General features: G+C 71.5%; 23 protein-coding genes. 10 read left to right on the top strand and 13 right to left on the bottom strand.

Annotated elements, in window-relative coordinates; translation table 11 throughout:
* The first annotated feature begins 46 nt into the window (after window positions 1-46).
* Genes BGP79_RS11720 through BGP79_RS11730 form a run of 3 tightly spaced genes read left to right on the top strand, consistent with a single transcriptional unit; the run spans window position 47 to window position 2,669 of the window.
* The gene (locus BGP79_RS11720; protein ID WP_076696036.1) at window positions 47-727 is read left to right on the top strand and encodes a TetR/AcrR family transcriptional regulator; all 681 of its coding nucleotides are present in this window, start codon (window positions 47-49) and stop codon (window positions 725-727) included.
* Window positions 724-1,818, top strand: coding sequence for an ABC transporter ATP-binding protein (locus BGP79_RS11725; RefSeq protein WP_233121450.1), 1,095 nt, complete (start codon window positions 724-726; stop codon window positions 1,816-1,818). Before BGP79_RS11720 ends, BGP79_RS11725 begins: the two co-directional genes overlap by 4 nt.
* Window positions 1,815-2,669 (top strand): ABC transporter permease subunit, encoded by an 855-nt coding sequence (locus BGP79_RS11730; protein WP_083701853.1) that lies wholly within the window; start codon window positions 1,815-1,817, stop codon window positions 2,667-2,669. Before BGP79_RS11725 ends, BGP79_RS11730 begins: the two co-directional genes overlap by 4 nt.
* A 43-nt stretch (window positions 2,670-2,712) precedes the next feature.
* Here the strand turns inward: BGP79_RS11730 and BGP79_RS11735 are convergent, their stop codons facing one another.
* Window positions 2,713-3,699 (bottom strand): universal stress protein, encoded by a 987-nt coding sequence (locus BGP79_RS11735; RefSeq protein WP_076695715.1) that lies wholly within the window; start codon window positions 3,697-3,699, stop codon window positions 2,713-2,715.
* 181 nt (window positions 3,700-3,880) lie between these two features.
* Between BGP79_RS11735 and BGP79_RS11740 the strand changes: the two genes are divergently transcribed.
* Window positions 3,881-5,374 carry an NCS2 family permease gene (locus tag BGP79_RS11740; protein ID WP_083701854.1) on the top strand — a complete coding sequence of 498 codons (1,494 nt, stop codon included), beginning with the start codon at window positions 3,881-3,883 and terminating at the stop codon, window positions 5,372-5,374.
* A gap of 82 nt (window positions 5,375-5,456) precedes the next feature.
* On the opposite strand, the gene BGP79_RS11745 is transcribed toward BGP79_RS11740, so the two are convergent.
* The 4 genes from BGP79_RS11745 to BGP79_RS11760 are packed head-to-tail and all read right to left on the bottom strand — an operon-like array spanning window position 5,457 to window position 9,106.
* The gene (locus BGP79_RS11745; protein ID WP_076695717.1) at window positions 5,457-6,086 is read right to left on the bottom strand and encodes a CoA transferase subunit B; all 630 of its coding nucleotides are present in this window, start codon (window positions 6,084-6,086) and stop codon (window positions 5,457-5,459) included.
* A gap of 1 nt (window position 6,087) precedes the next feature.
* Window positions 6,088-6,870 (bottom strand): CoA transferase subunit A, encoded by a 783-nt coding sequence (locus tag BGP79_RS11750; protein WP_076696045.1) that lies wholly within the window; start codon window positions 6,868-6,870, stop codon window positions 6,088-6,090.
* Window positions 6,871-6,923: 53 nt separating this feature from the next.
* Window positions 6,924-7,718 (bottom strand): 3-hydroxybutyrate dehydrogenase, encoded by a 795-nt coding sequence (locus tag BGP79_RS11755; RefSeq protein WP_083701856.1) that lies wholly within the window; start codon window positions 7,716-7,718, stop codon window positions 6,924-6,926.
* A complete protein-coding gene (locus BGP79_RS11760; protein ID WP_083701857.1) occupies window positions 7,715-9,106 on the bottom strand; it encodes an MFS transporter in 1,392 nt (463 codons plus the stop codon). The genes BGP79_RS11755 and BGP79_RS11760 overlap by 4 nt, the downstream gene beginning before the upstream one ends.
* Window positions 9,107-9,299: 193 nt before the next feature.
* Between BGP79_RS11760 and BGP79_RS11765 the strand changes: the two genes are divergently transcribed.
* The 3 genes from BGP79_RS11765 (at window position 9,300) to BGP79_RS11775 (ending at window position 10,922) form a co-directional block, all read left to right on the top strand.
* The gene (locus tag BGP79_RS11765; RefSeq protein WP_076696049.1) at window positions 9,300-10,214 is read left to right on the top strand and encodes a LysR family transcriptional regulator; all 915 of its coding nucleotides are present in this window, start codon (window positions 9,300-9,302) and stop codon (window positions 10,212-10,214) included.
* A gap of 91 nt (window positions 10,215-10,305) precedes the next feature.
* Window positions 10,306-10,548, top strand: a complete 243-nt coding sequence (locus BGP79_RS11770; protein ID WP_076695719.1) for a hypothetical protein — start codon at window positions 10,306-10,308, stop codon at window positions 10,546-10,548.
* Window positions 10,545-10,922: a type II toxin-antitoxin system VapC family toxin gene (locus tag BGP79_RS11775; RefSeq protein ID WP_076695721.1), complete on the top strand. Its 378-nt coding sequence runs from the start codon at window positions 10,545-10,547 to the stop codon at window positions 10,920-10,922. Before BGP79_RS11770 ends, BGP79_RS11775 begins: the two co-directional genes overlap by 4 nt.
* Window positions 10,923-10,964: 42 nt before the next feature.
* Here BGP79_RS11775 and BGP79_RS11780 read toward each other — a convergent pair whose 3' ends face one another.
* Both BGP79_RS11780 and BGP79_RS11785 read right to left on the bottom strand, forming a co-directional pair.
* Complete coding sequence (locus tag BGP79_RS11780) at window positions 10,965-11,825, bottom strand: spermidine synthase (protein ID WP_076695723.1); 861 nt, start codon at window positions 11,823-11,825, stop codon at window positions 10,965-10,967.
* 48 nt (window positions 11,826-11,873) lie between these two features.
* Window positions 11,874-12,212 carry a thiamine-binding protein gene (locus tag BGP79_RS11785; protein ID WP_076695725.1) on the bottom strand — a complete coding sequence of 113 codons (339 nt, stop codon included), beginning with the start codon at window positions 12,210-12,212 and terminating at the stop codon, window positions 11,874-11,876.
* Between the two features lie 105 nt (window positions 12,213-12,317).
* Between BGP79_RS11785 and pta the strand changes: the two genes are divergently transcribed.
* Together pta and BGP79_RS11795 are read left to right on the top strand one after the other, a co-directional pair.
* Window positions 12,318-14,423 carry a phosphate acetyltransferase gene (gene pta / locus BGP79_RS11790; protein ID WP_076695727.1) on the top strand — a complete coding sequence of 702 codons (2,106 nt, stop codon included), beginning with the start codon at window positions 12,318-12,320 and terminating at the stop codon, window positions 14,421-14,423.
* A 30-nt stretch (window positions 14,424-14,453) separates the two neighbouring features.
* A complete protein-coding gene (locus BGP79_RS11795) occupies window positions 14,454-15,614 on the top strand; it encodes an acetate/propionate family kinase (protein ID WP_076695729.1) in 1,161 nt (386 codons plus the stop codon).
* Between the two features lie 10 nt (window positions 15,615-15,624).
* On the opposite strand, the gene BGP79_RS11800 is transcribed toward BGP79_RS11795, so the two are convergent.
* The 4 genes from BGP79_RS11800 to BGP79_RS11815 all read right to left on the bottom strand — a co-directional run bounded on the left by BGP79_RS11800 (window position 15,625) and on the right by BGP79_RS11815 (window position 20,302).
* Window positions 15,625-17,523, bottom strand: a complete 1,899-nt coding sequence (locus BGP79_RS11800) for a glycoside hydrolase family 15 protein (protein WP_083701858.1) — start codon at window positions 17,521-17,523, stop codon at window positions 15,625-15,627.
* Window positions 17,524-17,527: 4 nt separating this feature from the next.
* On the bottom strand, window positions 17,528-18,487 hold the full coding sequence (locus tag BGP79_RS11805; protein WP_233121453.1) for a glycerophosphodiester phosphodiesterase family protein: 960 nt from the start codon (window positions 18,485-18,487) through the stop codon (window positions 17,528-17,530).
* A 72-nt stretch (window positions 18,488-18,559) separates the two neighbouring features.
* Window positions 18,560-19,609, bottom strand: coding sequence for a DUF4383 domain-containing protein (locus BGP79_RS17125; protein ID WP_083701859.1), 1,050 nt, complete (start codon window positions 19,607-19,609; stop codon window positions 18,560-18,562).
* 243 nt (window positions 19,610-19,852) lie between these two features.
* The gene (locus BGP79_RS11815) at window positions 19,853-20,302 is read right to left on the bottom strand and encodes a DUF4383 domain-containing protein (protein ID WP_076695731.1); all 450 of its coding nucleotides are present in this window, start codon (window positions 20,300-20,302) and stop codon (window positions 19,853-19,855) included.
* Between the two features lie 168 nt (window positions 20,303-20,470).
* Between BGP79_RS11815 and BGP79_RS11820 the strand changes: the two genes are divergently transcribed.
* Window positions 20,471-21,781, top strand: coding sequence for a DUF445 domain-containing protein (locus tag BGP79_RS11820; RefSeq protein ID WP_076695733.1), 1,311 nt, complete (start codon window positions 20,471-20,473; stop codon window positions 21,779-21,781).
* A gap of 428 nt (window positions 21,782-22,209) precedes the next feature.
* Here the strand turns inward: BGP79_RS11820 and BGP79_RS11825 are convergent, their stop codons facing one another.
* Both BGP79_RS11825 and BGP79_RS11830 read right to left on the bottom strand, forming a co-directional pair.
* The gene (locus BGP79_RS11825) at window positions 22,210-22,965 is read right to left on the bottom strand and encodes an SDR family oxidoreductase (protein ID WP_076695735.1); all 756 of its coding nucleotides are present in this window, start codon (window positions 22,963-22,965) and stop codon (window positions 22,210-22,212) included.
* Entirely contained in the window at window positions 22,962-23,852 is an 891-nt protein-coding gene (locus BGP79_RS11830) for a hypothetical protein (RefSeq protein ID WP_083701860.1), read from the bottom strand. The genes BGP79_RS11825 and BGP79_RS11830 overlap by 4 nt, the downstream gene beginning before the upstream one ends.
* Between the last annotated feature and the right edge of the window lie 16 nt (window positions 23,853-23,868).

Consider the following 23,868-nt stretch of genomic DNA (forward strand, 5'->3'; position numbering starts at 1 on the left):
TCACCGGGTCTTCCCCGGTACTGAACAAGCGTTTAGCATGCTGAACATGCGTTCAGTAGGGGGTTCGACCGCTTCCGGCGAGGACGACCTCACCACCCGGGCACGGATCCGCGATGCGGCCGTCGCCCGGTTCGCCCATGACGGCTTCCACCCCACCACGGTGCGGGCGATCGCCGCAGACGCCGGCGTGAGCCCGGCCCTGCTGATCCACCACTTCGGCAGCAAGGACGGGCTGCGGCGGGCCTGCGACGAGCACGTCCTCGCCTGGTTCGTCGGCCGGGCCCGCGAGGAAGCCAGCGAGGAGGGCATGCGGCGGGTGATCCGCTCGTTCCTCTCCGACCCGGACGCGGAGCGGGTGCCCATGGACTACATGGCCCGCGCGGTGACCGAGGGAACGGAGACCGGGACGCGGTTCGTCGCGACGATGATCGCCGAGACCGAGCGGTACGTGGTGCACGGCGTCGCCGACGGCACCCTGCGCCCGATGAGCGACCCGCGCGCGACCGCGGTCGTGATGGCCATGGGCAGCCTCGCCATGCTGCTGCTGCCGGACCAGCTCGCCGTGGCCCTCGGTGAGCAGTCCTTCGGCCCTGCCGCGCTGCGGCGTCTCTCCGGTCCCCTGCTCCAGCTCTACACCGAGGGTTTCTACACCGACGACTCGATCCGCCGGATCACCGAGGAGTCCCTCGCGACGGCGGACACCGGGAGGACGGAGGTCGGGCCGTGAGCGGACGTCACACGGCGGATGCCGCGGCGGCTGACGGGATGATGCCCGACGGCGGGCTCGCGACCTCGGCTGCCGCCACCCTTCGCCGGCCGCTGCCGATCGAACCCGCCACCGGGCCGAACGCCGTCGAGGTCGTCGGCCTCACCAAGCGGTTCGGCCGGCACGAGGCGCTGCGCCAGGTGGACTTCGCGGTCCCGGCGGGCAGCGTGTACGGGTTGATCGGCCCGAACGGTGCGGGTAAGACGACGACGATGCGGATCCTCCTGGACATCATCCGGCCCACCTCGGGCCGGACCACGCTCGCGGGCACGGACAGTCGCACCGGCGGACCCGCGCTGCGCCGCCGCGTCGGCTATCTGCCCGGCGAGCTGATCCTCCAGGGGCGGATCAGCGGCCGCCGCCTGCTCGCCCACTGGGCCGCCATCTCCGGCCCGGTGCCGCACGGCCGGGTGGAGGACCTGGCCGACCGGCTCCGCCTCGACCTGGACCGGCCCGTCCGCACGCTGTCGAAGGGCAACAAGCAGAAGCTCGGCCTGATCCAGGCGTTCATGCACGACCCCGAGGTGCTCGTCCTCGACGAGCCGACCAGTGGGCTGGACCCGCTGATCCAGCAGGAGTTCCTCGCCCTGGTGCGGCAGGCCCGCGACGACGGCCGTACCGTGCTGCTCTCCTCCCACGTGATCAGCGAGATCCAGGAGGCGGCCGACGCCGTGGTGATCCTGCGCGACGGGGCCGTGGTGGAGGTGGCCGGCGTCGAGGACCTGCGCCGCTCCGCCGTCCGCCGCGTGCGGCTGCAGGTGGACGCCGGGGCCTCACCGGGCGCCGCCCTGGACACCGCCCTCGCGACGGCCGTGGACGCTGCCGGCCTGACCGCGGTCCGCGTACAGGCGCACGACGGCGTCGTGGACGTGCACGCGGAGGCCGGCGGTTCCGTCCAGGCCCTGCTGCGGGCGATCGCCGGGCTGCCGGTGACCGACCTGGTGCTGGAGGAGCCCGACCTGCAGGACGCGGTCCTGCGCCTGTACGGGCCCGAGCCGGTGGCGGAGGGGTCCACCACCGCGATCACCGGCGCGACGGAGGCGGCACGATGAGTGCGACCGTGCGGAGCGCCGGCCGGCCGGAATCCGCGGACCGCCACGGCGGGCGTGCGGTGGTGCCGCTCTTCGTGGTCGCCCTGGAGAGCAGCTGGCGGTCGCTCGTGGGCTGGTGCGTCGGGCTCACCGCCGCGCTGTGCCTGTACCTGCCGCTCTTCCCGTCGATCGGCGGCAGCCAGCAGATGCAGCAGCTGATCGCCGCGCTGCCGCGCGAGCTGGTCCGCACCCTGAACTACGACCAGATCGGCACCGGCACCGGCTACACCCAGTCCACCTTCTTCGGGCTGATGGGCTTCGTGCTCACGACGATCGCGGTCATCGGCTGGGGTGCCGCCGCGGTGGGCGGTGACGAGGAGTCGGGCCAGCTCGAGCTCACGCTCGCCCACGGCGTCACGCGCACCCAGGTGGTGCTCGAACGCTTCGCGGCCCTGGCGGTGCGGGTCGCCGTGATGGTGGTCGTGGTGTTCGTCGTCGTCCTCGTCCTGAACGGGCCCTCACAGCTCGGGCTGGACGCCGGTCATCTCGCCGGGACGTGCCTGCAGTTCGGCCTGCTCGCCCTGCTGACCGGCACGGTGGCCCTGGCTGCCGGAGCGGTGACGGGACGGCGCGTGGCCGGCGTCGGCGCCGGGACCGCCGTCGCCGTCCTCGGCTACGTGTTCAACGCCCTGGGCAACCAGTCCGCGGACCTGCAGTGGCTCCACGCCTTCTCTCCGTACCACGCGGTGTTCGGGACGGATCCGGTGGCCCACGGCGCCGACGGCGGTGTGGTGCTCGCGTTCGCCGTGGCGATCGCGGCGCTCGTCGCCGTCGCCGTCGCGCTGTTCAGCCGCCGCGACGTCGGGCGGTAGGTGCCGGAAGACGCCTCCTGGACGGCCGGCGGCGTCCGTGCCGTCAGGCTGTCTGGCCCTCCGCCATCGGACCGAACGACGAGCGGTCGGCCAGGCGCGGGTCGTCCCGGTCCGGCACGACCATCACCGGGCCCCGGGCGTGCGCCTGCACCCCGCGGCTGGTCGAGCCGAGCAGCATGCCGGCGAAGCCCCCGCGGCCGCGGGTGCCGAGGACCACGAGCCGTGCGGACGCGGACGCCTCGACGACGACGTCCACCGGGACGCCGTCGATGATGTCGTAGGTGATGTCCAGGTCGGGGAAGTGGTGCTGCAGCCAGCGGGTGCCGGCCACCATCTGCTCGTCGATGTCGTGCCGCATGCCGTCCCGGTCCAGGGGGGCGGGCACCCACGCCATCGAGGCGGTGATCGGCGGCAGCGCGCACAGCAGGCGCAGCGGCAGGCCGGCCCGTCGCGCTTCCTCGGCCGCGGCGATCACGGCCATCCGGGCGTGCTCGGAGCCGTCGACGGCGGAGACGATGACGTCCTCGACCCGGTCGGCCCGCTTGGCCGCGGGCGGGACGGTGACGATCGGGCAGTGGGCGTGCGCGGGCAAGGCGCCGCTGACGGAGCCGAGCAGCCGGCCCACGAAGCCGCCGCGCCCGCGGGAGCCCACCACGACCACCTGTGCCCGTTCGGACCATCCGAGCAGCACCCCGGCGGCGTCGCCGGACTCGACCGACGTCTGCAGGGCGAGTCCTTCGGTGTCGACACCCTGCACGGCCGCGTCGACCACCGCCTGCGCGCCGTCGCGGATGATGCTGTCGTCGATCGTGGCGTAGCCGCCGTCCATCCCGGACGCGGCGAAGATCGGCACGCTGTAGGCGGTCAGGGCGACGAGCGGCGCCCGCCGGCTGCGGGCCTCCGCGATCGCCCACCGGAGGGCGGCGAGGCTGTGGTCGGAACCGTCGACGCCGACCACCACGGGCAGCGGATCGGACGGACTCGATCCGGTCGTGGGATCGGGGGTTCCGGTTCGGGGCTGGTCGGTCATGGCATCCTCGCTCTCGGCTGTCGATCGACGGTGGTTGCAGCGGTGGTGTTCGTGGTCCGAGGGTACCGCTGCAAGCATCACCGCTGAGGTGTTCGTCACGGCGGGTGCCCGAGACCGTTCACGGGCGTGATCGAACGGTTACGATTCATGGTGCACTCGGCACGGGCGGAGGACTTCATCCATGAGCGGACATTCACCGGCACCGGCCGGTACCGGCGCGAACGCGGCGACGCGACCCCACGGTCGCCTCGACCGTTTCTTCCAGATCAGCGAACGGGGATCGACGCTCTCGCGTGAGATCCGCGGCGGTCTGGCCACCTTCTTCGCGATGAGCTACATCGTCGTGCTCAACCCCCTGATCCTCGCCGGGCCCGACTCGGCCGGGAACCTGCTGGGCATCCCCCGGGTCGCCGCCGTCACCGCCCTGGTGGCCGGCATCATGACCCTGGCGATGGGCCTGTGGGCCCGCTACCCGTTCGCCATCGCCACGGGCCTCGGCGTCAACGCCCTGGTGTCCATCACCGTCGCCACCCACCCGGGGATGACCTGGCCGGACATGATGGGCCTCGTCGTCCTCGCCGGCCTGGCCATGCTGGTCCTCGTCGCCACCGGCTTCCGGGAGGCGGTCTTCCGGGCCGTGCCCGAGGGCCTGAAGACGGCGATCGTCGTCGGCATCGGGCTGTTCATCGCCCTCATCGGACTGGTCAACGCCGGGTTCGTGCGCCGCGTGCCGGACGCCGCCGGCACCACCGTGCCGGTCGGTCTCGGCTTCGACGGGAAGCTGGTCGGCTGGCCGACCCTGGTGTTCCTCATCGGCCTCGGCCTGACCATCGCCCTCGTCGTCCGCAAGGTGCGGGGCGCGATCCTGATCGGCATCATCGCCTCCACGATCCTCGCCAACATCCTCGAGGCGATCTTCCACATCGGGCCCACCTTCCTCGGGCCGGACACCCCGCCGAACCAGCAGGGCTGGTCGCTCGTCGTCCCGTCGATGCCCGCCTGGTCCGCACCGGACCTGAGCCTGATCGGCAACGTCAGCCTGTTCGGCTCGTTCGCCCACCTCGGCGCGGTCTCGGCGCTGCTGCTCGCCTTCGTCATCCTGCTCAGCATCTTCTTCGACGCGATGGGCACGATGGTGGGCCTCGGCAACGAGGCCGGACTGACGGACGAGAAGGGCAACCTCCCCCGGGTCAACCGGGTGCTCATGGTGGACGCGCTCGGCGCCGTCGCCGGCGGTGGCGCCTCGGTCTCGTCCAACCAGATCTTCGTCGAGTCCGGCGCCGGCATCGGTGAGGGCGCCCGCACCGGGTTCGCCAACGTCGTCACCGGCGTGCTGTTTCTGATCGCCATGTTCCTGACGCCCCTGATCTACCTGGTGCCGTTCGAGGCGGTGGCCCCGGCCCTCGTCGTCGTCGGCTTCATGATGGCCTCGCAGGTGGGTCGGATCGACTGGACCGACATCGGCATCGCGCTGCCGGCGTTCCTGACCTTCGCGCTGATGCCGTTCACCTACTCGATCGCCAACGGCCTCGGCGCCGGGTTCGTCACCTACACGCTGATCCGCCTGGTGCAGCGCCGGGGTCGCGACGTCCACCCGCTGATGTACGTGGTGGCCGGGGCGTTCGTCCTGTTCTTCGCCGTCGGCGCGATCCAGCAGGTCCTCGGCGTCCACTGATCGGCCGCGCGAACACCCCGCACGACAAGCAGGTCCCGGCTCCCCCAGAGGAGCCGGGACCTGTTCACGTTGTGGAGCCGGATCAGACGGCGACGGGCGCGCCCGTCTTCGCCTGGATCTGCTCCGCGGTGACACCCGGGGCCAGTTCGACGAGGGCCAGTCCGTCGTCGGTGACGTCGAGGACCCCGAGGTCGGTGATGATCCGGTTGACGACCTTGGCGCCCGTCAGGGGCAGGTCGCACTGCTCGAGGATCTTCGGGGAGCCGTCCCTGGCGCAGTGGTCCATCAGCACGATGCGGTGCTTGGCGCCGTGGACGAGGTCCATCGCGCCGCCCATGCCCTTGACCATCTTCCCGGGGATCATCCAGTTGGCCAGGTCCCCGCCGGCGGAGACCTGCATGCCGCCGAGAATGGCGACGTCGATCTTCCCGCCGCGGATCATGCCGAAGCTGGTGGCGGAGTCGAAGAACGAGGCGCCCGGCAAGGTCGTCACGGTCTCCTTGCCCGCGTTGATCAGGTCCGGGTCGACGGCGTCCTCGGTGGGGTACGGCCCGACGCCGAGGATCCCGTTCTCGGACTGGAACATGATGAACCGGCCCTCCGGAATGTAGTTCGGCACCAGTGTCGGCAGCCCGATGCCGAGGTTGACGAACGCGCCGTCGGGCAGCTCCTCCGCCGCCCGGGCGGCCATCTGCTCGCGGGTCCAGGCCATGTCAGTTCCCTCCGTCGCGCGCGGCAGTGCCAGCGGCCGTCACTGTGCGCTTCTCGATCGGCTTGGCGATGTCGGTGCCGACCGGCAGGATCCGGTGCACGTAGACACCCGACAGGTGGATCTCGTCGGGGTCCAGCTCGCCGGGCTCGACGACCTCCTCGGCCTGGACGATGCACACCGTGCCGGACATCGCCGCGAGCGGGTTGAAGTTCCGCGCCGCCTTGTTGAAGACCAGGTTCCCGTAGACGTCCGCCTTGAGGGCGTGCACGAGGGCGAAGTCGGCGACGATGGCCTCCTCGAGCACGAACGCGGTGGTGTTGCCGCCGTGGTCGAACTCGCGCACCTCCTTCGCCGGGGAGGCGAGCGCGATCCCGCCGTCGGCGTCGTACTTCCGGGGCAGGCCGCCGTCGGCGATCTGCGTGCCGACACCGGCCTGGGTGAAGAACGCGGCGATGCCGGAACCGCCGGCCCGCAGCTTCTCCGCCAGCGTGCCCTGCGGCATCAGCTCGACCTCGAGCTCGCCGGAGAGGAACTGGCGGGCGAACTCCTTGTTCTCCCCCACGTAGGAGGAGAACATCTTCCGGATCCGGTGCGCCATCAGCAGCACCCCGAGGCCGGACTCGTCGACGCCACAGTTGTTCGAGGCGATCGCCAGGTCCGTGGCGCCCGAGGCGAGGACCCCGTCGATCAGCACCTGCGGCACCCCGCACAGGCCGAACCCGCCGACGGCCAGCAGAGCGCCGTCGCCGATGCCGGCCACGGCCTCCTCGACCGTGCCCACCACCTTGCTGCCGGGCCGCTGGGTGAGCGGCCCGCTCCGTCCATTCGAGGTCGGTGTCACCGTGCGCTCCATCCGCCGTCCATCGTGTACGAGGCTCCCGTGACCATCCCCGCATGCGCGGAGACCAGCCACAGGGCCAACGATGCCACCTCGTCCGGTTCCACGAGCCGCTTGATGCTGCTCTCGGTGAGCATGATCTTCTCGACCACCTCGTCCTCGGCCAGCCCGTGCAGCTTCGCCTGGTCGGCGATCTGGTGCTGCACGAGCGGGGTGTTGACGTAGGCCGGGTTGATGCAGTTGCTCGTCACCCCGTGCGGGCCGCCCTCCAGGGCGGTGGTCTTCGAGAGCCCCTCGAGCCCGTGCTTGGCGGTCACGTAGGCGCTCTTGTACGCCGACGCACGCAACCCGTGCACCGAGGAGATGTTCACGATCCGGCCCCAGCCCTGCGCGTACATGTGCGGCAGCGCGGCGCGGATCAGCATGAACGGGGACTCCAGCATCAGGGTGATGATGCGGCGGAAGTCCGCCGGGTCGAACTCCTCGATCGGGCTGACCCGCTGGATGCCGGCGTTGTTGACCAGGATGTCGATCTCGTCCACGGGCGGCGCGGCGACCGCGTCGAGGTCGGACAGGTCGACGGTCCACGGCGTGCCGCCCGTCGCCTCGGCGATCGCCTGCGCGCCGGCGTCGTCCCGGTCGGCGGCGACCACGTGGGCGCCCTGGCCGGCCAGGGCGCGGGCGATGGCAGCCCCGATCCCGCTCGCGGCGCCGGTGACCAGGGCGGTCCGCCCGGTCAGGTCGGCGGCCGCGGCGGGCGCGGGGGTGGTGCTGGTGTGCGGTGAGGTGCTCACACGGTTCCCTTCTCGGTCAGCAGGCGCTGCCGGTCCTCGTCGTCGACGTCGTGCAGGGAGATGCCCGTCGTCTCCTTGATCCACGCTACGGCGGCGAGCGTGATGACGCAGGCGATCGCGAGGTAGATGGCGACCGGGACCGAGGAGTGGAAGTCCTTCAGCAGCGAGGCGCCGATGGTCGGGGCCAGCGAACCGGCGATCACCGAGGTCACCTGGTAGCCGAGCGAGACGCCGGAGTAGCGCATCCGGGTCGGGAACATCTCCGCCATGATGGCCGGCTGGCCGGCGTACATCATGCCGTGGAAGAGCAGGCCGATCACGATGGCGGCGAGGATGACGACGGTGCTGCGCGTGTCGAACATCGGGAAGGCGAAGAAGCCCCACGTGGCCGACAGGACGGCGCCCACGGCGTAGACCGGGCGGCGACCCACGCGGTCGGTCAGCCCACCCCACACCGGCACGGTGAGGAAGTGGATGGCGTGGGCGATGAACATCAGGCCGAGGATCTCGGCGGTGTTGACCTTCAGCTGCGTCAGGTAGAAGAGCGAGAACGTGACCACCAGGTAGTACATGATGTTCTCGGCCAGCCGCAGGCCCATGGCGCCGAAGACGCCCTTGGGGTAGCGGCGGAAGACCTCGGCGACGCCGTAGGACTGGGCCTGCGACTCCTCGACCTCGTTCTGGACCTCCTGGAAGATCGGGGCGTCGGTGATCCGGGTGCGGATGTAGTAGCCGATGACCACGATGACGGCCGACAGCCAGAACGCGATCCGCCAACCCCAGCCGAGGAACTGGGCGCTGGTCAGGGTGGTGGAGAGGATCCACAGCACGAGGGTGGCGACCAGGTTTCCGCCGGGGACGGCGGCCTGCGGCCACGCGGCCCAGAAGCCGCGACGGGCGTTCGGGGCGTGCTCGGCCACGAGCAGGACGGCGCCGCCCCACTCACCGCCGACCGCGAAGCCCTGCAGGAAGCGCAGCACCACGAGCAGGATCGGCGCGGCGTAGCCGATGGTGGCGAAGTCGGGCAGGCAACCCATCAGGAAGGTCGCGATGCCCACCAGGATGATCGAGACCTGGAGCAGGTGCTTGCGGCCGAACCGGTCCCCGAAGTGGCCGAAGACGATGCCGCCGAGCGGGCGGGCGACGAAGCCCACCGCGTAGGTCAGCATGATCTGGATGAAGCCGTCGATCTCGCTCGTGCCCGGGGGGAAGAACGTCTTGTTGAAGACGAGGGCGGCGGCCGAGGCGTAGAGGAAGAACTCGTACCACTCCACGACGGTGCCCGCCATCGATGCGGCGACGACGCGGCGCAGGTCGCGCCGGTCCGGGTTCGGGTCCCGCCGGGCTGCGCCGCCGGGGGTCTCCGCCACGTTGTTCTGGGTGCTCATCTGTTCTCCTGACGGCATCGTCATGGACGCGGCGTCGTCGGCGACGCCGGTGCGAAGGTGGCCCGGCCGGATGGATCGAGCCGGGGACGCCGGTGTGTGATCCACGCCACCAGCTGCCCGAGCAGTGTAGGGAGAGACAGGGGTCTCCCGGCAATGACCAGCCCGGCAGAGAGCATCTGCAAGAATGCAGATCATGGTGTCGTCGACCTCCCCCGCAGGTTCTGCGATTGCAGACGATCTGCTCGTGTTCCTGGCCGTCGCCCGCTCCGGGACGTACGTCACCGCCGCCGACGACCTCGGGCTGAACCACACGACCGTCTCCCGCCGGATGACCGCCCTGGAGCGGCAGCTCGGCGGCCGGCTGCTCGCCCGCTCGCCCTCGGGCTGGGAGTTGACCGAGCTCGGCCGGTCCGCACTGGCGGAGGCGGAACACGTCGAGGCCGCGATCGCGCGCCTGCGCGGGGACCACGAGGCGCCCGCGCTCAACGGCGTGATCCGGATCAGCGCGACCGACGGATTCAGCGCGCTGGTCGTGCCGCCCGCGGTCGCCCGGCTCCGCCGGCGCCATCCCGGCATCTCCCTGGAGGTCGTCACCACCACCCGGCGAGCGCTGCAGCACCGCACCGGGCTGGACCTGGAGGTGGTGGTGGGCAAGCCGGAGGTCCGCCGGGCCGAGGCGATCTGGCTGGCGGACTACCGGCTGGGGCTTTACGCGTCGCGCGCCTGGCTGGCCGAGCACGGTACGCCGGGCTCGGTGGCGGAGCTGAGCGGCGCCCCGCTGATCTACTTCATCGACTCGATGCTCAGCGTGGACCCGCTCGACGCGGCGCCCCGCATCCTGCCGGCGATGCGGGACGCCCTGACATCGACCAACGTGTTCGTGCACGTGGAGGCCACTCGCGGCGGGGCCGGGCTCGGCCTGCTGCCGTGCTTCATCGCCGACCGCCACGACGACCTCGTCCGGCTGTTCCCGGCCGAGGCCTCCGAGACGCTCGGGTACTGGCTGGTCAGCCGGCGGGAGGCGCTGCGCCAGCCGGCTGTCGCGGCGTTCGTCGCCGAGCTCCGCGCGCAGGTGGACCGGATGCGGGGCGCATTGCTACCGGAGTGAGGCGGTCGCAACGGTGGCTCGTTCATCCCTCCGCACGATCTACGGTCGGCCGTGGGTGCATCCTGCACCCACTCGGGTCTAGGATGCGCAGATGCCGAAGGTCATGCACATCCGCGACGTTCCCGACGACGTCCACGACGCCATCGCTCGGGCCGCCCGGGCGGAAGGCCTGTCGCTGACCAGGTACATGCAGCGCGAGTTGGAGCATCTCGCCAGGCGTGCGCAGATCGTGCGCGACAACGTCGAGGTCATCCACCGCACCCAGGAACGCGTGCGAGGTCGGACGGAGCGCGACACCATCCTGGCCGTGCTGCACGAGGGACGCGGCGATTGAAGATCGTCGATGCCGGCGTCGTCGTCGAACTGCTCGCCGGACGGCTCGACCCGGGGAAGCTGGGCGACGAGGAACTGGCGTGTCCGCACCTGATCGACAGTGAGGTGACCCATGTGCTGCGTGGCCTGGTGAGCCGCGGCGCGCTCAGCGAGGAGCAAGGGGCTCTCGCGCTGGAGGGTTTCATCGAGCTGATGCTGACCAGGTTTCCGGCCGACTGGCTCCGCCCGCGGATCTGGGAGTTGAGGCACAATCTCAGCGGCTACGACGCCACCTACGTCGCCCTGGCGGAGTCGACCGGTGCCAGCGCCTTGCTGACCACCGACACGCGACTGGCACGGGCTCCCGGGACTCGGTGCCGGATCGACCTGGTGTGAACCGGCCGCGACACGCGCAGACCGGCGACGGGACGATCCTGGTCAGTCCACCCGGGGCCGCGAGCCGGCCGCGAAGCGGCGGACCTGCGCGTCGTCCCACACCTGCGCGGGCACCGCGTCGGTGAGCAGCGTCCGCCGCAGCGCCGGCGACGGCTCGAGCGGGGTGTGCGAGCCGGCGAGGATGATGTTGCCCCAGCGGCGGCCCTTGAACATCGGCGGGTCCGCGATCGCGACGGTGTGCTCGAAGACGGCGGCGATGGTCGCGGCCTCCCCGCGGGCGAGAGTGAGATCCGGCCGGTCGCCGCAGTTGGCGACGTAGACGCCACGGGTGTCGAGCAGCCGATCGACCGCTCGGGTGAACTCGAGCGTCGTCAGCGGCTCGGGCGTCACGGCCCCGGCGAACACGTCCCGGATCACGACGTCGCGCGTGCCCGGCGTCAGGGACTCGGTGACGCCGCGGGCCTCCCCCACGCGCAGCCGCAGCATCGGGGCGCGCGGCAGGTCGAACCGGTCGCGGACCAGGGCGGCGAGCGCCGCATCGATCTCGACGGCCACCTGCCGGCTGGCGGGGTAGACGGCGTGAGCCCACCGCGCCAGGGAACACCCGGCTCCGCCGAGATGGAGAACACGCAGGGCGGCGTCGTCGTCGAACCGGTCCCGCAGCAGCGCGGCGATCCACCGCATGTACTCGAAGTCGAGCGCGGCCGGGTCGTCCGGCACCCAGTGGGAGGAGAGGACACCGTTGACGAGCAGCTGCCAGGCGCCGTCGCGGTAGGGGTCCGGCGCGAGCTCGGCGGTGCCGGTGTCGATCGGGTAGACGCCCGCGACCGGGCCGGCGGCGTCGGTCGCATCCGTCGTCGAGCGCTCGGCGTCCGCGTCGCGACGCGGTCGGCGGCGCGCCATCAGCAGCCGCCCGTCATCGCGCGCAGATGGAGCGGATCGGCGCGGCGATCACGCTCCGGCACCGTCCGCGAGCAGGCCCTCGACCCGGTCCACCTTGCCGGTGATCTCCCCGCTGTGGCCCGGCCGGATGTCGGCCTTGAGCACGAGGGAGACGCGGCTGCCGTAGCGGCCGACGGCCTCGGTGGCCCGCTTGACGACGTCCATCACCTCGTCCCACTCCCCCTCGATCTCGGTGAACATCGAGCTGGTGTGATTGGGCAGGCCGGACTCGCGGACGATCCGGACGGCCTCGGCGACGGCGGTGTGCACGGACGCATCACCCTCCCCGGCGCGCAGGGCAGGATCGGACGGGGCACCGGCGGGGGACACGGAGAAGGCGACGATCATGGGTCCAGTCTGGCACCGGTGCCTGCCCCTCGCCCGCGCAGCCTCAACGCATCCTCGTCCGGCGCATCGGCTGCAACAATGGGGGCAACCGAGCGAAGGAGCACCATGGCACGCGGGATCTACGTCAGCGCCATGACGCAGGGCGCCGGCCTCAACCTCGTCTCCCTGGGGCTGGCGGACTCGCTGTACAAGCGAGCGGACCGGATCGGGTTCTTCCGGCCCATCACCCCGGCGTCGAGCCCGGACGAGGACTCGATGGTGGCGCTGATGCGCTCCTCCTTCGGGCTCACGGAGGCCACCGCCCGCGCCGGCATGACCGCGAAGGACGCGCGCGCCCTGCTGATCTCCGGGGAACGCGACGAGATCGACTCCCGCTCCGTCGCCCTGTTCGGGGAGATCGCCCGCGAGTGCGACATCGTCCTGGTCGAGGGCACCAACCTCTCGGGGCAGGACGCCGCCGTCGAGTTCGACCTGAACAGCCGGCTCGCCAACAACCTCGGCTGCCACGTCGTCGGCGTCGTCTCCGGCCGCAACCGGACGGTCGAGGAGGCCGTGGACGCCGTCGACGTCGCCCGCCGCAGCCTGCACGCGGAGAACGTGTCCATCCTCGCGATGCTGGTCAACCGGGTGAAGGCGGCCGACGTGGACGCCGTGACGACCACCGTGCGCCCCGGCAGCACCCGGCGGCCCGTGTACGTCATCCCGGAGATCCCCTCGCTCGGGCTGCCTTCCGTGGTCGAGATGGAGCGGGCCCTGGGGCTGGAGCGCGTCACCGGGCCGGAGGGGCCGGCGCGGGACATCAGCGACGTCAAGGTCGCCTCCATGGAGGGCGGCAACCTGCTCAGCGTGCTCGACGACGGCACCCTCGTCATCGTGTCCGGGGACCGGTCCGACGCGATCCTCGCCGCCACCGCCTCGGCGATGACCCCGCAGTTCCCGGTCCCCTCGGCCATGATCCTGACGAACGGGCTGACGCCGAATCCGCTGGTCACCCGGCTCCTCACCCACGCGGCGTTCCCCGTGTTCCTCTCCAGCGCGGACACGTTCACGACGACGCGGCAGGTGGTGGAGGTGCAGGGCGACCTCGCGACCGGGCAGCCGCGCAAGATCGCCGCCGCGCTCGGGGCGTGGCACCGGCAGGTCGACGGCTCCGAGCTGCTCGCCCGCCTCGACCTGCCCCGGCCGGAGAAGATGACGCCGCTGCGGTTCCTGCACGGTCTGATCGAACGGGCCCGGTCGCAGCGCCGGCACATCGTGCTGCCCGAGGGCACCGACCCCCGCATCCTGCACGCGGCGGAGATCCTGCACCGCCGCGACGTGTGCGACCTGACGCTGCTCGGCCCCGAGCAGGACGTGCGCGACGTCGCCGCCCGCGAGGGCGTCGACCTGACCGGGCTGACCATCATCGACCCCGCCACGAGCGAGCTGCGGGAGCGGTTCGCGGCGGAGTACGCGCGGCTGCGCGCCCACAAGGGCGTCGACGTCGCCCGGGCGCGGGAGGTGATGCTCGACGGCTCCTACTTCGGCACCATGATGGTCCAGCTCGGCGAGGTGGACGGCATGGTCTCCGGCGCCGCGCACACGACGGCGAACACCATCCGGCCGGCCCTCGAGTTCGTCAAGACGCGGCCGGACGTGCGGATCGTCTCCAGCGTGTTCTTCATGCTGCTCGCGGACCGCGTGCTCGTGTACGGGGACTGCGCCGTCAACCCGGAGCCGGACGAGGAGCAGCTCGCCGACATCGCCCTGGCCTCGGCGCAGACCGCCGCCCAGTTCGGCGTCGACCCGAAGGTCGCGATGCTCTCCTATTCGACCGGCGTCTCCGGTTCCGGCGGCGCGGTCGACGAGGTGCGGCGGGCGACGGAGCTGGTCCGCGAGCGCCGTCCTGAGCTGGCCGTCGAGGGGCCGATCCAGTACGACGCGGCGGTCAACGCCTCCGTCGCGGCGTCGAAGCTGCCGGAATCGACCGTCGCGGGCCAGGCGACGGTGTTCATCTTCCCGGACCTGAACACCGGCAACAACACGTACAAGGCGGTGCAGCAGTCCTCCGGGGCGGTCGCCGTCGGGCCCGTGCTGCAGGGGCTGCGCAAGCCGGTCAACGACCTCTCCCGCGGCTGCACGGTCGAGGACATCGTGAACACGGTCGCGATCACCGCGATCCAGGGCCAGACCGACTCAGTCCCGACCGACGCCACCACCACCACCGACTGATCTCCCCCGACCCGATCGAGAGGCCAACCCGTGCTCGTGCTCGTCCTGAACTCCGGTTCGTCCTCCGTCAAGTACCAGGTGCGGGAGGTACCGGACGCCGGCAGTGATCCCGCCGTCGGCACCGCCACCGGGGAGGTCGTGACCTCGGGCTTGATCGAGCGGATCGGTGAGGCGGAGGTGCCGGACCACCAGCACGCCCTCGACCTGCTCACGCACCGGCTCGACGACGAGCTGGGCGGGCGCACGCTCGACGCCGTCGGACACCGCGTGGTGCACGGCGGTGAGCGGTTCTCGGGGCCGGTGGTGATCACCAACGAGATCACCCGGGCGATCGAGCGGCTGGCCCCGCTCGCGCCGCTGCACAACCCGGCCGCGGTGCTCGGCATCCGCGCCATCACGCACTCCCTGCCGGACCTGCCGCAGGTCGCCGTCTTCGACACCGCGTTCCACCGCACGCTGCCCGAGCACGCGTGGCGGTATGCGCTGCCGGACTCGCTCTACTCGGAGCACGGGGTGCGCCGGTACGGCTTCCACGGCACCAGCCACGACCTGGTCACCGGGGCCGCCGCGGCGTTCCTCGGCATCGAGCGCTCCTCCTTCGCCGCCGTCATCGCGCACCTGGGCAACGGCGCGTCCGTCACCGCGATCAAGGGCGGCGTCAGCGTCGACACGTCCATGGGCTACACCCCGCTGGAGGGGCTGGTGATGGGCACCCGGTCCGGCGACGTCGACCCCTCCGTCATCACGCAGCTGATCGAGCGGGACATCCACACGGCCGAGGAGATGGACCGGCTGCTGAACAAGGAATCCGGGCTCAAGGGGCTGGCCGGACGGTCGGACATGCGGGCCGTCACCGAGGCGGCCGAGGGCGGTGACCGGTACGCGGAACTCGCGCTCGACGTGGCGAGCTACCGGCTGGCCAAGTACGTCGGCGCCTACCACGTGGCGGTCGGCGGCACGCAGGTCGTCGTCTTCACCGCGGGCATCGGGGAGAACGCGGCCGGCTTCCGCGCCCGCGTCGTCGGGCGGCTCGGCGCGCTGGGCATCACGCTCGACGACGCCGCCAACGCGGAGCGCTCGACGGTCGCCCGGCGGATCAGCGGTGAGGACTCGGCCATTCCCGTCCTCGTCGTCCCGACCGACGAGGAACGGGCGATCGCAGAGGCGACGGCGGCCCTGGTCACGGGCTGAGGGCCGGCGCTCAGGGCGCGGCGGGCAGCGTGTGCCGGTGCCCGCGACCCCGGTTCGGGTCGTAGCCGCCGAGCGCGTCGGAGGCCCGGATCAGCGTCAGGTGTGAGAAGGCCTGCGGGAAGTTGCCGACCATCCGCTCGGTGTCCGGGTCGTACTCCTCGGAGAACAGCTGCAGGTCGTTGCCGCAGGCGATGACGGTGTCCATCAGGGCGACGGCGTCGTCGTGCCGGCCCGTCATCGCGTACTGCTCCACCAGCCAGAACGAGCAGGCCAGGAACGGGTGCTCGCCCGGGGTCAGCCCGTCGTCGGAGTGCTCGGTGCGGTAGCGCAGCACCAGCCCCTCCTTGCCGCGCAGCTCCTGCTCGATCCGGGCCACCGTGCCGAGCATCCGCGGGTCGTGGTAGCCGATGAACCCCACCTGCGGCAGCTGGAGCAGCGAGGCGTCCACCTCGGTGCCGTCGTACGTCTGGACGAAGGAGTTGCTCGCCTCGTCGAAGCCCTTCGCCATGATCTCGTCGTGCAGCTGGTCGCGCAGCTTCGCCCAGCGGGCGGCCGGGCCGGTCATGCCGTGCTCGTGGACGGCGCGGACGCCCTGGTCGAACGCGGCCCACATCATCACCCGCGAGTGGGTGAAGTAGTGCTCGTCGCCGCGCATCTCCCACAGTCCCTGGTCCTTGCGGTCCAGATGGTGTTCGGCGTAGCGGAGCAGCTCGCGCTGCAGGGACCAGGAGAACTCGTCCTCGGCGACCCCGACACCACGCAGCTTGCCGAGCGCGACCATCACCTCGCCCACGACGTCGGCCTGGTACTGGTCGACCGCGCCGTTGCCGATGCGCACCGGCGGCGACCCGGCGTAGCCCTCCAGGTGCGGCAGCTCCCGCTCCCCGAGCTCCCGCTCCCCCGCGACGCCGTAGACGATCTGCAGGTCGGCGATGTCGCCGGCGACGGCGCGCAGCAGCCAGTTGCGCCAGTGCAGCGCCTCCTCCGCGTACCCGTGGTCGAGCATCGACTCGAGCGTCAGGGCGGCATCCCGCAGCCAGCAGAACCGGTAGTCCCAGTTGCGGGCCCCGCCGAGCTGTTCGGGCAGCGACGTCGTCGCGGCGGCCACGATCCCGCCGGTGGCCTCGTGGGTCAGGGCGCGCAGCACGAGCAGGGAGCGGCGCACCCAGGTGTCGTGGGCGCCCGTATTCGTGCAGCTCTCCGTCCACCGCTCCCAGTAGCCGATGGTGCGGGCCAGCGCGGCGTCGACGTCGATCCGGTCGGGCACGGGCCGGTGGGAGTGGAACCAGCTGAGCACGAGGTCCGCCTGGCGCCTGCCGTGGGCGCCGTCGGCGGACGCACCGGCTGAGGTGCTGGTCGATCCCTCGGCCGATCCGTCCGCGGTGACTCGCACGGTGCCGCGGTGGTGGTGATCGGACCCGGTGGGCAGGTCCGGTTGGCGCAGCACGAGCGCCTCCGGACCGCCGATCGCCACCAGCGTCGGCGTCCCGTCCGGGTCGGCCACCCGGCGCACCCACGGCACGGTGCGGCCGTAGCCGAAACGGATGACGAGGTCCTCGGTGAATTCGACGGTGCCGCTGAGCGCCTCGATCCGGCGCACGACGTCCGCGCGCGGCAGCTCGTCCGGGTGGTCGATGGGCATGAACTCGGTGACCCGGGCGGTGCCGGTGGCCGTCTCCCAGACGGTCTCGAGCACGAAGGTGCCCGGCAGGTAGCGCCGCTCGCGGACCGTCCCGCCGACGGCGTGCAGCGACCACCGGCTGCGGTGGGGGTCGCCGAGCAGGGCGGAGAAGAACGACGGCGCGTCGAAGCGCGGGAAGCTGAGCCAGTCGATGCTGCCGTGCCGGGAGACCAGCAGCCCGGCGTGCAGGTCGGAGAGGAAGGCGTAGTCGCGGATCGGCGTGGACAAGAGCTCAGACTCCCGGGGTGGTGGCGGGAGCGGGCCGGCCGGCTCGCTCGGTCGGCAGCACCCGCTCGGTCTGCAGCCACGCTCGCAGCTCTCCCGGACGGTTGCTGGTCAGTTGCTGCACGCCCCGGTCCAGGCAGAACCGGGCGTCCTCGACGTCGTCGACCGTCCACACCCGCAGCAGGGCGCCGGCGGCGATCCAGCGTTCGATGCGGCGCGGGTGCCGGCGCACGTAGGCGACGCCCGGCCCCACCATCCCCACCCGCTGGTTGTTGATCACGACGTTCGCCTCGGAGAAGATCCGGCGCAGGTAGCGGGTGACGATGGTCCGCATCACCGGGCCGAGCAGTTCCTTGGTGCGCAGGTCGTGGATGGAGACCTCGTCGATGAGCTGGCAGACGTGATCGCTGTCGACCGTGGCGATCAGATAGTTGACCGCCTCCGCGGAGAAGCTCATGAACGAGACGCTGATGGTGCCGAGGCGACAGGTCTCCGGGTCCAGCCCGCGCCGCATCAGCACGGTGAGCACGGTCTCCTCCAGCCGGCGTCCGGCGGGGCTGGGGTGCTTGAGCTCGATGGCGAGGCCGACGGGCCGGCCGTGCGCCAGGAGCAGGTCGAGCAGGTCGTCGAGGGTGAGCAGCTGCTGCGAGCGGGCGCCGAACCGGGTGGGGATGGCGGCGCCCTTCCACGAACTGACGTCGAGACGGCGCATGGCCGCCAGGGTCAGATTGGCGACGTCGCCGGTGCCGTCGGAGGTGCGGTCCAGGGTGTCGTCGTGCCAGAGCACCGGGTGACCGTCACGCGTCAGGTGGATATCGCACTCGACGCCGTCGGCGCCGTCCTCGAGGGCCTGCAGGTACGCGGCCCGAGTGTGCTCCGCCCAGCGGGCACTGGCACCGCGGTGGGCGTAGACGGCCGGGGTCTGCGCGGACGACCCGGGCGGTGACTTGCTCAGCGCATCGCTCACAGCGCCGACTCTAGTGGCCGGGCCTGCACGGCCGCTGGAGGCAGCGGCCGTGCAGGCCCACGCACACGCGTGTCAGCCGACGATCTCGCGGCTGACGGTACGGCGCCGGCCCACGATCAGGCCGAGCAGCACCATGACGACGCCGAGGCCGAGGTGCAGCCAGTTGTCGGCGTCGTTGACGGGCACGACGTTCAGCGTGTCGACGTGGCCGAACAGCAGGCCGAGGACCCACAGCACCAGGTAGATGATGCCGCCGCCGATCAGGAACGTGCGGGCGGCCCCGGCCGTGCGGGACATCAGCAGGCCGACGACGCCGAACGCGAGGTGGACGATGTTGTGCAGCACCGAGACCTGGAAGATACCGAGCAGCAGGGCGCCGGAGCTGTGGCCGGCGAAGGTCAGCTGGTCCACGTTGCTGGTGATGCCGGGGATGAACCCGAGCACGCCGACGACGAGGAAGACGACGGCGATGATGGCCGCCACCGTGCGGGCGATGCCGCGGCTGGCCCGGGTGCGCTCCTTGACGATCCGCTCCGTGGTGCCTGCACGCCGGGTGGCGACGTCCTCGGCCCGGCTGTCGCGGGCGTCGGTGTCACGGGCGTCGGCGTTGCGGGTGTCGGCGTTGCGGGTGTCGGCGTTGCGGGTGTCGGCGTTCCGAGCGGCGGCGGGAGCGCCGGCCGCGGCCGCACCGGCGCCACGGGTGTCCCGGCCGTCGTCATACCGGTTGTCGCCGACGTTGTCGCCGACGTTCTCGTACGTGCCATCACGGGTGGTGCGTCCGCGGTCGTCGTACCCGCCGTCGCCGCTGTTCCGTACCCGGCTCTCGTCGTACCCGCCGTTGTGGGTGTTCGGGCCACGGTCGTCGTCGTAGCCGCCGTCGCGGGTGTTGCGGCCGCGGTCATCGGCGTACCGGCCGTCGTCGTACCCGCCGTCGCGGATGTCCCGCAGCCCGTCGGCCTCCCCCGCACCACGCTGATCGGGAGAGCCCTGGTCCGGGTAGCGCTGGCCCTCGGGGCCGGTGTCCGCCGCGTGGCGGGGCCCGTCGGTGTCCGCCGGATCGAGGCGGCGAGGATCGTCGGGGTGGTCACCGAACTCGTTCGGGCGATTGACGTTGCTGCTCATGGTCGTCTCCTCCGTCGGACCGCGCCTCCATGGCGCGGTCGGTGATCGATGCTTCAGTCGATGGCGCACGGAACGGGGTGCCGATGCCTCCGCAGCGGTGTGGGCCTGATGCTACTCGTCGGGTCGCCGACGTCACAGGCCCCCGCCGTCCCGACCGGTCCGCCGGGACGGCGGGGGCGTACAGACGCCGACGGCCGGGTGACGTGGTGCGTCACCCGGCCGTCGGTCGGTGTTGCGCTGGTGTCAGACGGTGCGGCGGGTGGTGACCTGCCGGCCGAGGACGATGCCGAGGCCCAGCATGGCCACGCCGAGCACGAAGTGCAGCCAGTTGTCCGCGGTGTTCAGCGGGACGAAGTTGGCGGCCGACTCCTGGCCGATGAACAGGCCGTACAGCCACAGCACGAGGTAGATCACGCCGCCGCCGATGAGGAAGTTCTTCGCGCCCGCGAAGGAGCGGGACAGCGAGATGCCGACGACGCCGAACAGCAGGTGCACGATGTTGTGCAGGATGGACACCTGGAAGAGGCCGAGCAGCATGGCCTCCGAGTGGTGGCCGCCGAACATCAGCGCGCCGTAGTTGCTGGTGATGCCGGGAACGAACCCGAGCACACCGACGAGCAGGAAGACAGCGCCGACGAGCAGGGCGACGGTCTGCACGGGTGCCCGGCCGGTGCGAGTGTGAGTGGTGGTCATGGCCCCTCCTGGATGACAGATGGACAGCGGTTGCCGTCCGTTCACCGATGTGTTCGGTGCACCTCACCGTAATGGATTGTCAGCAGGCTGCTGGTCTCATTTTCGTGTCTTCTTGCACGTCAGGAGGGTGATAGCCGTCACAGCTCCGCCACGCGGGAAGATAGAGCCATGACGACCACCATCGGCACCCCGACCGCGACCGACCCGGTGGCGACACCGGGAGGAGGCGATGCCGCCCGGGCGGCAGGCCTGCGCCGGATGAAGACCCTCGCGCTCTCCCTGCTCATCGCGCTCGCCGTCGTCTTCCTCGTCGCCTTCGCCCTCCAGGGCCGCTACCCGTGGCTGCAGTACGTACGGGCGGCGGCCGAGGGCGGGATGGTGGGCGCCCTCGCGGACTGGTTCGCCGTCACCGCCCTGTTCAAGCGGCCGATGGGACTGCCCATCCCGCACACGGCGATCATCCCGCGACGCAAGGACGCCATCGGCGCCTCCCTGGGCGAATTCGTCGAGTCGAACTTCCTCTCGGAGCCGGTGGTGCGGGAGAAACTCGCCGCGGCGCACGTCTCCCGACGGGCCGGGGGGTGGCTCGTCACGGCCGGGGAGGACGGCCGCACCGGTGCGCAGACCGTCACGGCCGAGGGTGCCGTCATCATCCGCGGCGCCCTGACACTCCTGAAGGACGAGGACGTCGCCGGCATGATCGAGAGCATGGTCCGGCGCCACGTCATCGACCCGCCGTGGGGCCCGCCGCTCGGCCGCGTCGCGCACGAACTGTTCGTCGACGGGCACCACCGTCCCGTGGTCGACATGCTGGTGGACCGCGCCGAGGAGTGGCTCGACACCCATCAGGGCACCGTCATCGACCTCGTCACCGAGCGCTCGCCCTCGTGGGTGCCGTCCATGATCGACGGCGTCGTCGGCTACAAGGTGCACAGCGAGGTGCTCAAGTTCGTGCGCGCCGTGCAGGCGGACCCGCAGCACCAGGTGCGCCGCTCGATCGACGACTACCTGCTGCGCCTCGCCGACGACATGCAGCACGACCCGGCGATGATGGCCCGCGTCGACCGGATCAAGGAGAACACGTTCGACGACCCCCGGGTCCGCGGCTTCGCGGCGACCGCCTGGGAGCAGACGAAGGCGGCGCTGCTGGCCGCGGTGTCCGATCCCGACAGCGACCTCTCCCGGCGGTTCACCGGCCTGGTGACGGAGTTCGGTCAGCGCCTGTGCGACGACGACGAGCTCGCGGGCAAGGTGGACGGCTGGCTCGGCGACACGGCGGCCTACCTGGTGCGCCGCTACCGGCACGAGGCAGCGTCCATCATCACCGACACCGTCGAGCGGTGGGACGGCGAGGAGACCTCCGCCAAGATCGAGCTCGCGGTCGGCAAGGATCTGCAGTTCATCCGGATCAACGGCACGGTGGTCGGCTCCCTGGCCGGCCTCGCCATCTTCGCCGTCGCGCACGCCGTCTTCGGGTAGGGCTGGAGCGGCCCGGTCACCTCGTCGGGCGCCGTGTCGACGGGTTGGCGCTGCGTCAGGTCGGGTGGTGACCGGCTCCGGCCCGGTCGGCGGGTCACGTCGGGGGCGTTGCGGCCCAATCGGTGCGAGTCCGTCAGTATCGCCCGCAGGCCGTGATCTTTGACCGGGGCTCTCGGACGGAACTGACGGACTGAGCGGAGATGCAGGGCGCAACTGACGGACTCAGCTCAGACGGACTCGGCGCAGCCTCGACGGTCGTCGTTCACCGGTGAGTCAGCCAGTTTCGCCCGAAACCAGGGCTCTTTGAGTACCCGTTTCGGGCGGCACCCGCTAACTCACCGCAACGACCGGGCGGAACCCGCTAACTCACTGCGACAATCGGGCGGAACCCGCTGACTCAGTGCGACGGTCGGGCGGAAAGCGCCACGTCAATGGCCGAGACGGCCGGCGGCGGCCATCAGCCGGTCCGGGAGCGCCTTGCTGAGCGCGACGACGGTCCGGTAGCGCTTCGACGGGACGACGACGGCGCGGCCTGCGAACGCCGCGGCCAGGCCTTCCCGCACCACGAGCGGCGCATCCAGCCAGGCGAAGCCGGGCACGTTCCGGGTGTCCACCTTCATCCGGCCGTGGAACTCGGTGCGCACCAGTCCTGGGCAGACCGCGGTGACGACGACGCCACGCGACCGATACCGGGTGTTGGCCCAGCGGCTGAAGCTGGTCAGCCACGCCTTCGCCGCTCCGTACGTGCCCCGCGGGATGAACCCGGCCACCGAGGAGACGTTGACGATGTGGCCGCCGCCGCGTCCGGCGAACACCGGGATCGCGACGTGGCTCAGCGCCATCGGCACCTCGACGAGCAGCTGGAGCATGCGCTGTTCGTCGGCCAGGGCGGTGTCGACGAAGTCGGTCGGGATCCCGTAGCCGGCGTTGTTGACGAGCACCGTCACGGGATCCGCGGCCTGCTCGATCCGGGCCCGCACGGCAGCGAGACCCTCGTCGGTGACGAGATCCGCGGGAAGCACCTCGGCACGCACGCCGTGGTCCCGCTGCAGGTCGGCGGCGAGCGCGGTCAGGCGGGCCTCGTCGCGCGCCACGAGCACGAGGTCGTGCCCGGCCGCGGCCAGCTGACGGGCGAACTCGGCGCCGAGACCGGCGGAGGCGCCGGTGACGAGCGCCGTGCTCACCGGACCGTGTCCGACGCAGAACCCGTGTCCGAGGCAGAACCCGTGCCGGAGGAACCCGCGTCCGAGGAATCAGTGCTCGAGGCGGTGCCCGAACCCGACGTCGTGCCCGACGAGGCGGGAAGCTGCACCCGCTGCAGATCGGCGACCAGCTCACCGGGGAGCGTCTCGGGGACCTCGCCGAAGGCGTCGGTGGTCGCCTTGATCACCGCTCGACCCATCGCGAGGTTCGCGCCACCGCCGACCACGGCACCGATGCCGAACGGCAGGGCCCGGCCGAGGACGGCTCCGCCGCTGCGCAGCAGGTACCGCTTGATGAAGCGGCGGCGGATGCTCGCCACGATCGTCTTCGTGATGGTGTCGGAGCCGCCACGCCCGAGGACGAGCCCCCAGCGGGCCGTCGGCCCGGCGCCACGTCCGGCGGCCTGGGCAGCGAAGGACTGCATCAGCTGGCTGCCCTCCTCGCCGAGCATGATCGCCATGACCATGGTCTTCGTCTTCTCGGGGTCCTTCGCGTGCACCCCGTGCAGCTCGGCGATGGACTGCGCGTAGAAGGCGCTCGCCTCGAGGAAGGCGCCGGTCGCGACGGCGGAGAGGCCGAGCGAGGCGACGGTGCCGATGCCGGGCACGACGGCGGTCGCGCCGATCCCGCCGCCGCCGACGGTCACGGCCGCCAGGTAGTCGCGCTGGAGCAGTCTGGCCAGCTTCTTCGCGCTCGCGTCGGGGTGCTTCCGCCGCAGTCGCTTGAGGTTGGCCAGGACCAGCGGGCGGTTGACGTCGAGGGTCCGGTTCAGGACGCGGGTCAGGCCCGGCTTCGGGTTGCCGTCGTCGTCGAAGGCCGCTCGGGTCACGAATTTCATGGCCGGGTTGACCGGGCGCTCGGATGACATGGTTCCTCCTGATCGC

The organism is Tersicoccus sp. Bi-70 (genome assembly GCF_001968825.1).
Taxonomy (GTDB): Bacteria; Actinomycetota; Actinomycetes; order Actinomycetales; family Micrococcaceae; genus Tersicoccus.

Coding starts and splice junctions, on each gene's coding strand:
- BGP79_RS11770 (WP_076695719.1), top strand. CDS start 10,306: ATGCCGAAGGTCATGCACATCCGCGACGTTCCCGACGACGTCCACGAC.
- BGP79_RS17125 (WP_083701859.1), bottom strand. CDS start 19,609: ATGAGCAGCAACGTCAATCGCCCGAACGAGTTCGGTGACCACCCCGAC.
- pta (WP_076695727.1), top strand. CDS start 12,318: ATGGCACGCGGGATCTACGTCAGCGCCATGACGCAGGGCGCCGGCCTC.
- BGP79_RS11735 (WP_076695715.1), bottom strand. CDS start 3,699: ATGACCGACCAGCCCCGAACCGGAACCCCCGATCCCACGACCGGATCG.
- BGP79_RS11740 (WP_083701854.1), top strand. CDS start 3,881: ATGAGCGGACATTCACCGGCACCGGCCGGTACCGGCGCGAACGCGGCG.
- BGP79_RS11745 (WP_076695717.1), bottom strand. CDS start 6,086: ATGGCCTGGACCCGCGAGCAGATGGCCGCCCGGGCGGCGGAGGAGCTG.
- BGP79_RS11815 (WP_076695731.1), bottom strand. CDS start 20,302: ATGACCACCACTCACACTCGCACCGGCCGGGCACCCGTGCAGACCGTC.
- BGP79_RS11765 (WP_076696049.1), top strand. CDS start 9,300: ATGGTGTCGTCGACCTCCCCCGCAGGTTCTGCGATTGCAGACGATCTG.
- BGP79_RS11820 (WP_076695733.1), top strand. CDS start 20,471: ATGACGACCACCATCGGCACCCCGACCGCGACCGACCCGGTGGCGACA.
- BGP79_RS11760 (WP_083701857.1), bottom strand. CDS start 9,106: ATGAGCACCCAGAACAACGTGGCGGAGACCCCCGGCGGCGCAGCCCGG.
- BGP79_RS11780 (WP_076695723.1), bottom strand. CDS start 11,825: ATGGCGCGCCGCCGACCGCGTCGCGACGCGGACGCCGAGCGCTCGACG.
- BGP79_RS11720 (WP_076696036.1), top strand. CDS start 47: ATGCGTTCAGTAGGGGGTTCGACCGCTTCCGGCGAGGACGACCTCACC.
- BGP79_RS11785 (WP_076695725.1), bottom strand. CDS start 12,212: ATGATCGTCGCCTTCTCCGTGTCCCCCGCCGGTGCCCCGTCCGATCCT.
- BGP79_RS11830 (WP_083701860.1), bottom strand. CDS start 23,852: ATGTCATCCGAGCGCCCGGTCAACCCGGCCATGAAATTCGTGACCCGA.
- BGP79_RS11730 (WP_083701853.1), top strand. CDS start 1,815: ATGAGTGCGACCGTGCGGAGCGCCGGCCGGCCGGAATCCGCGGACCGC.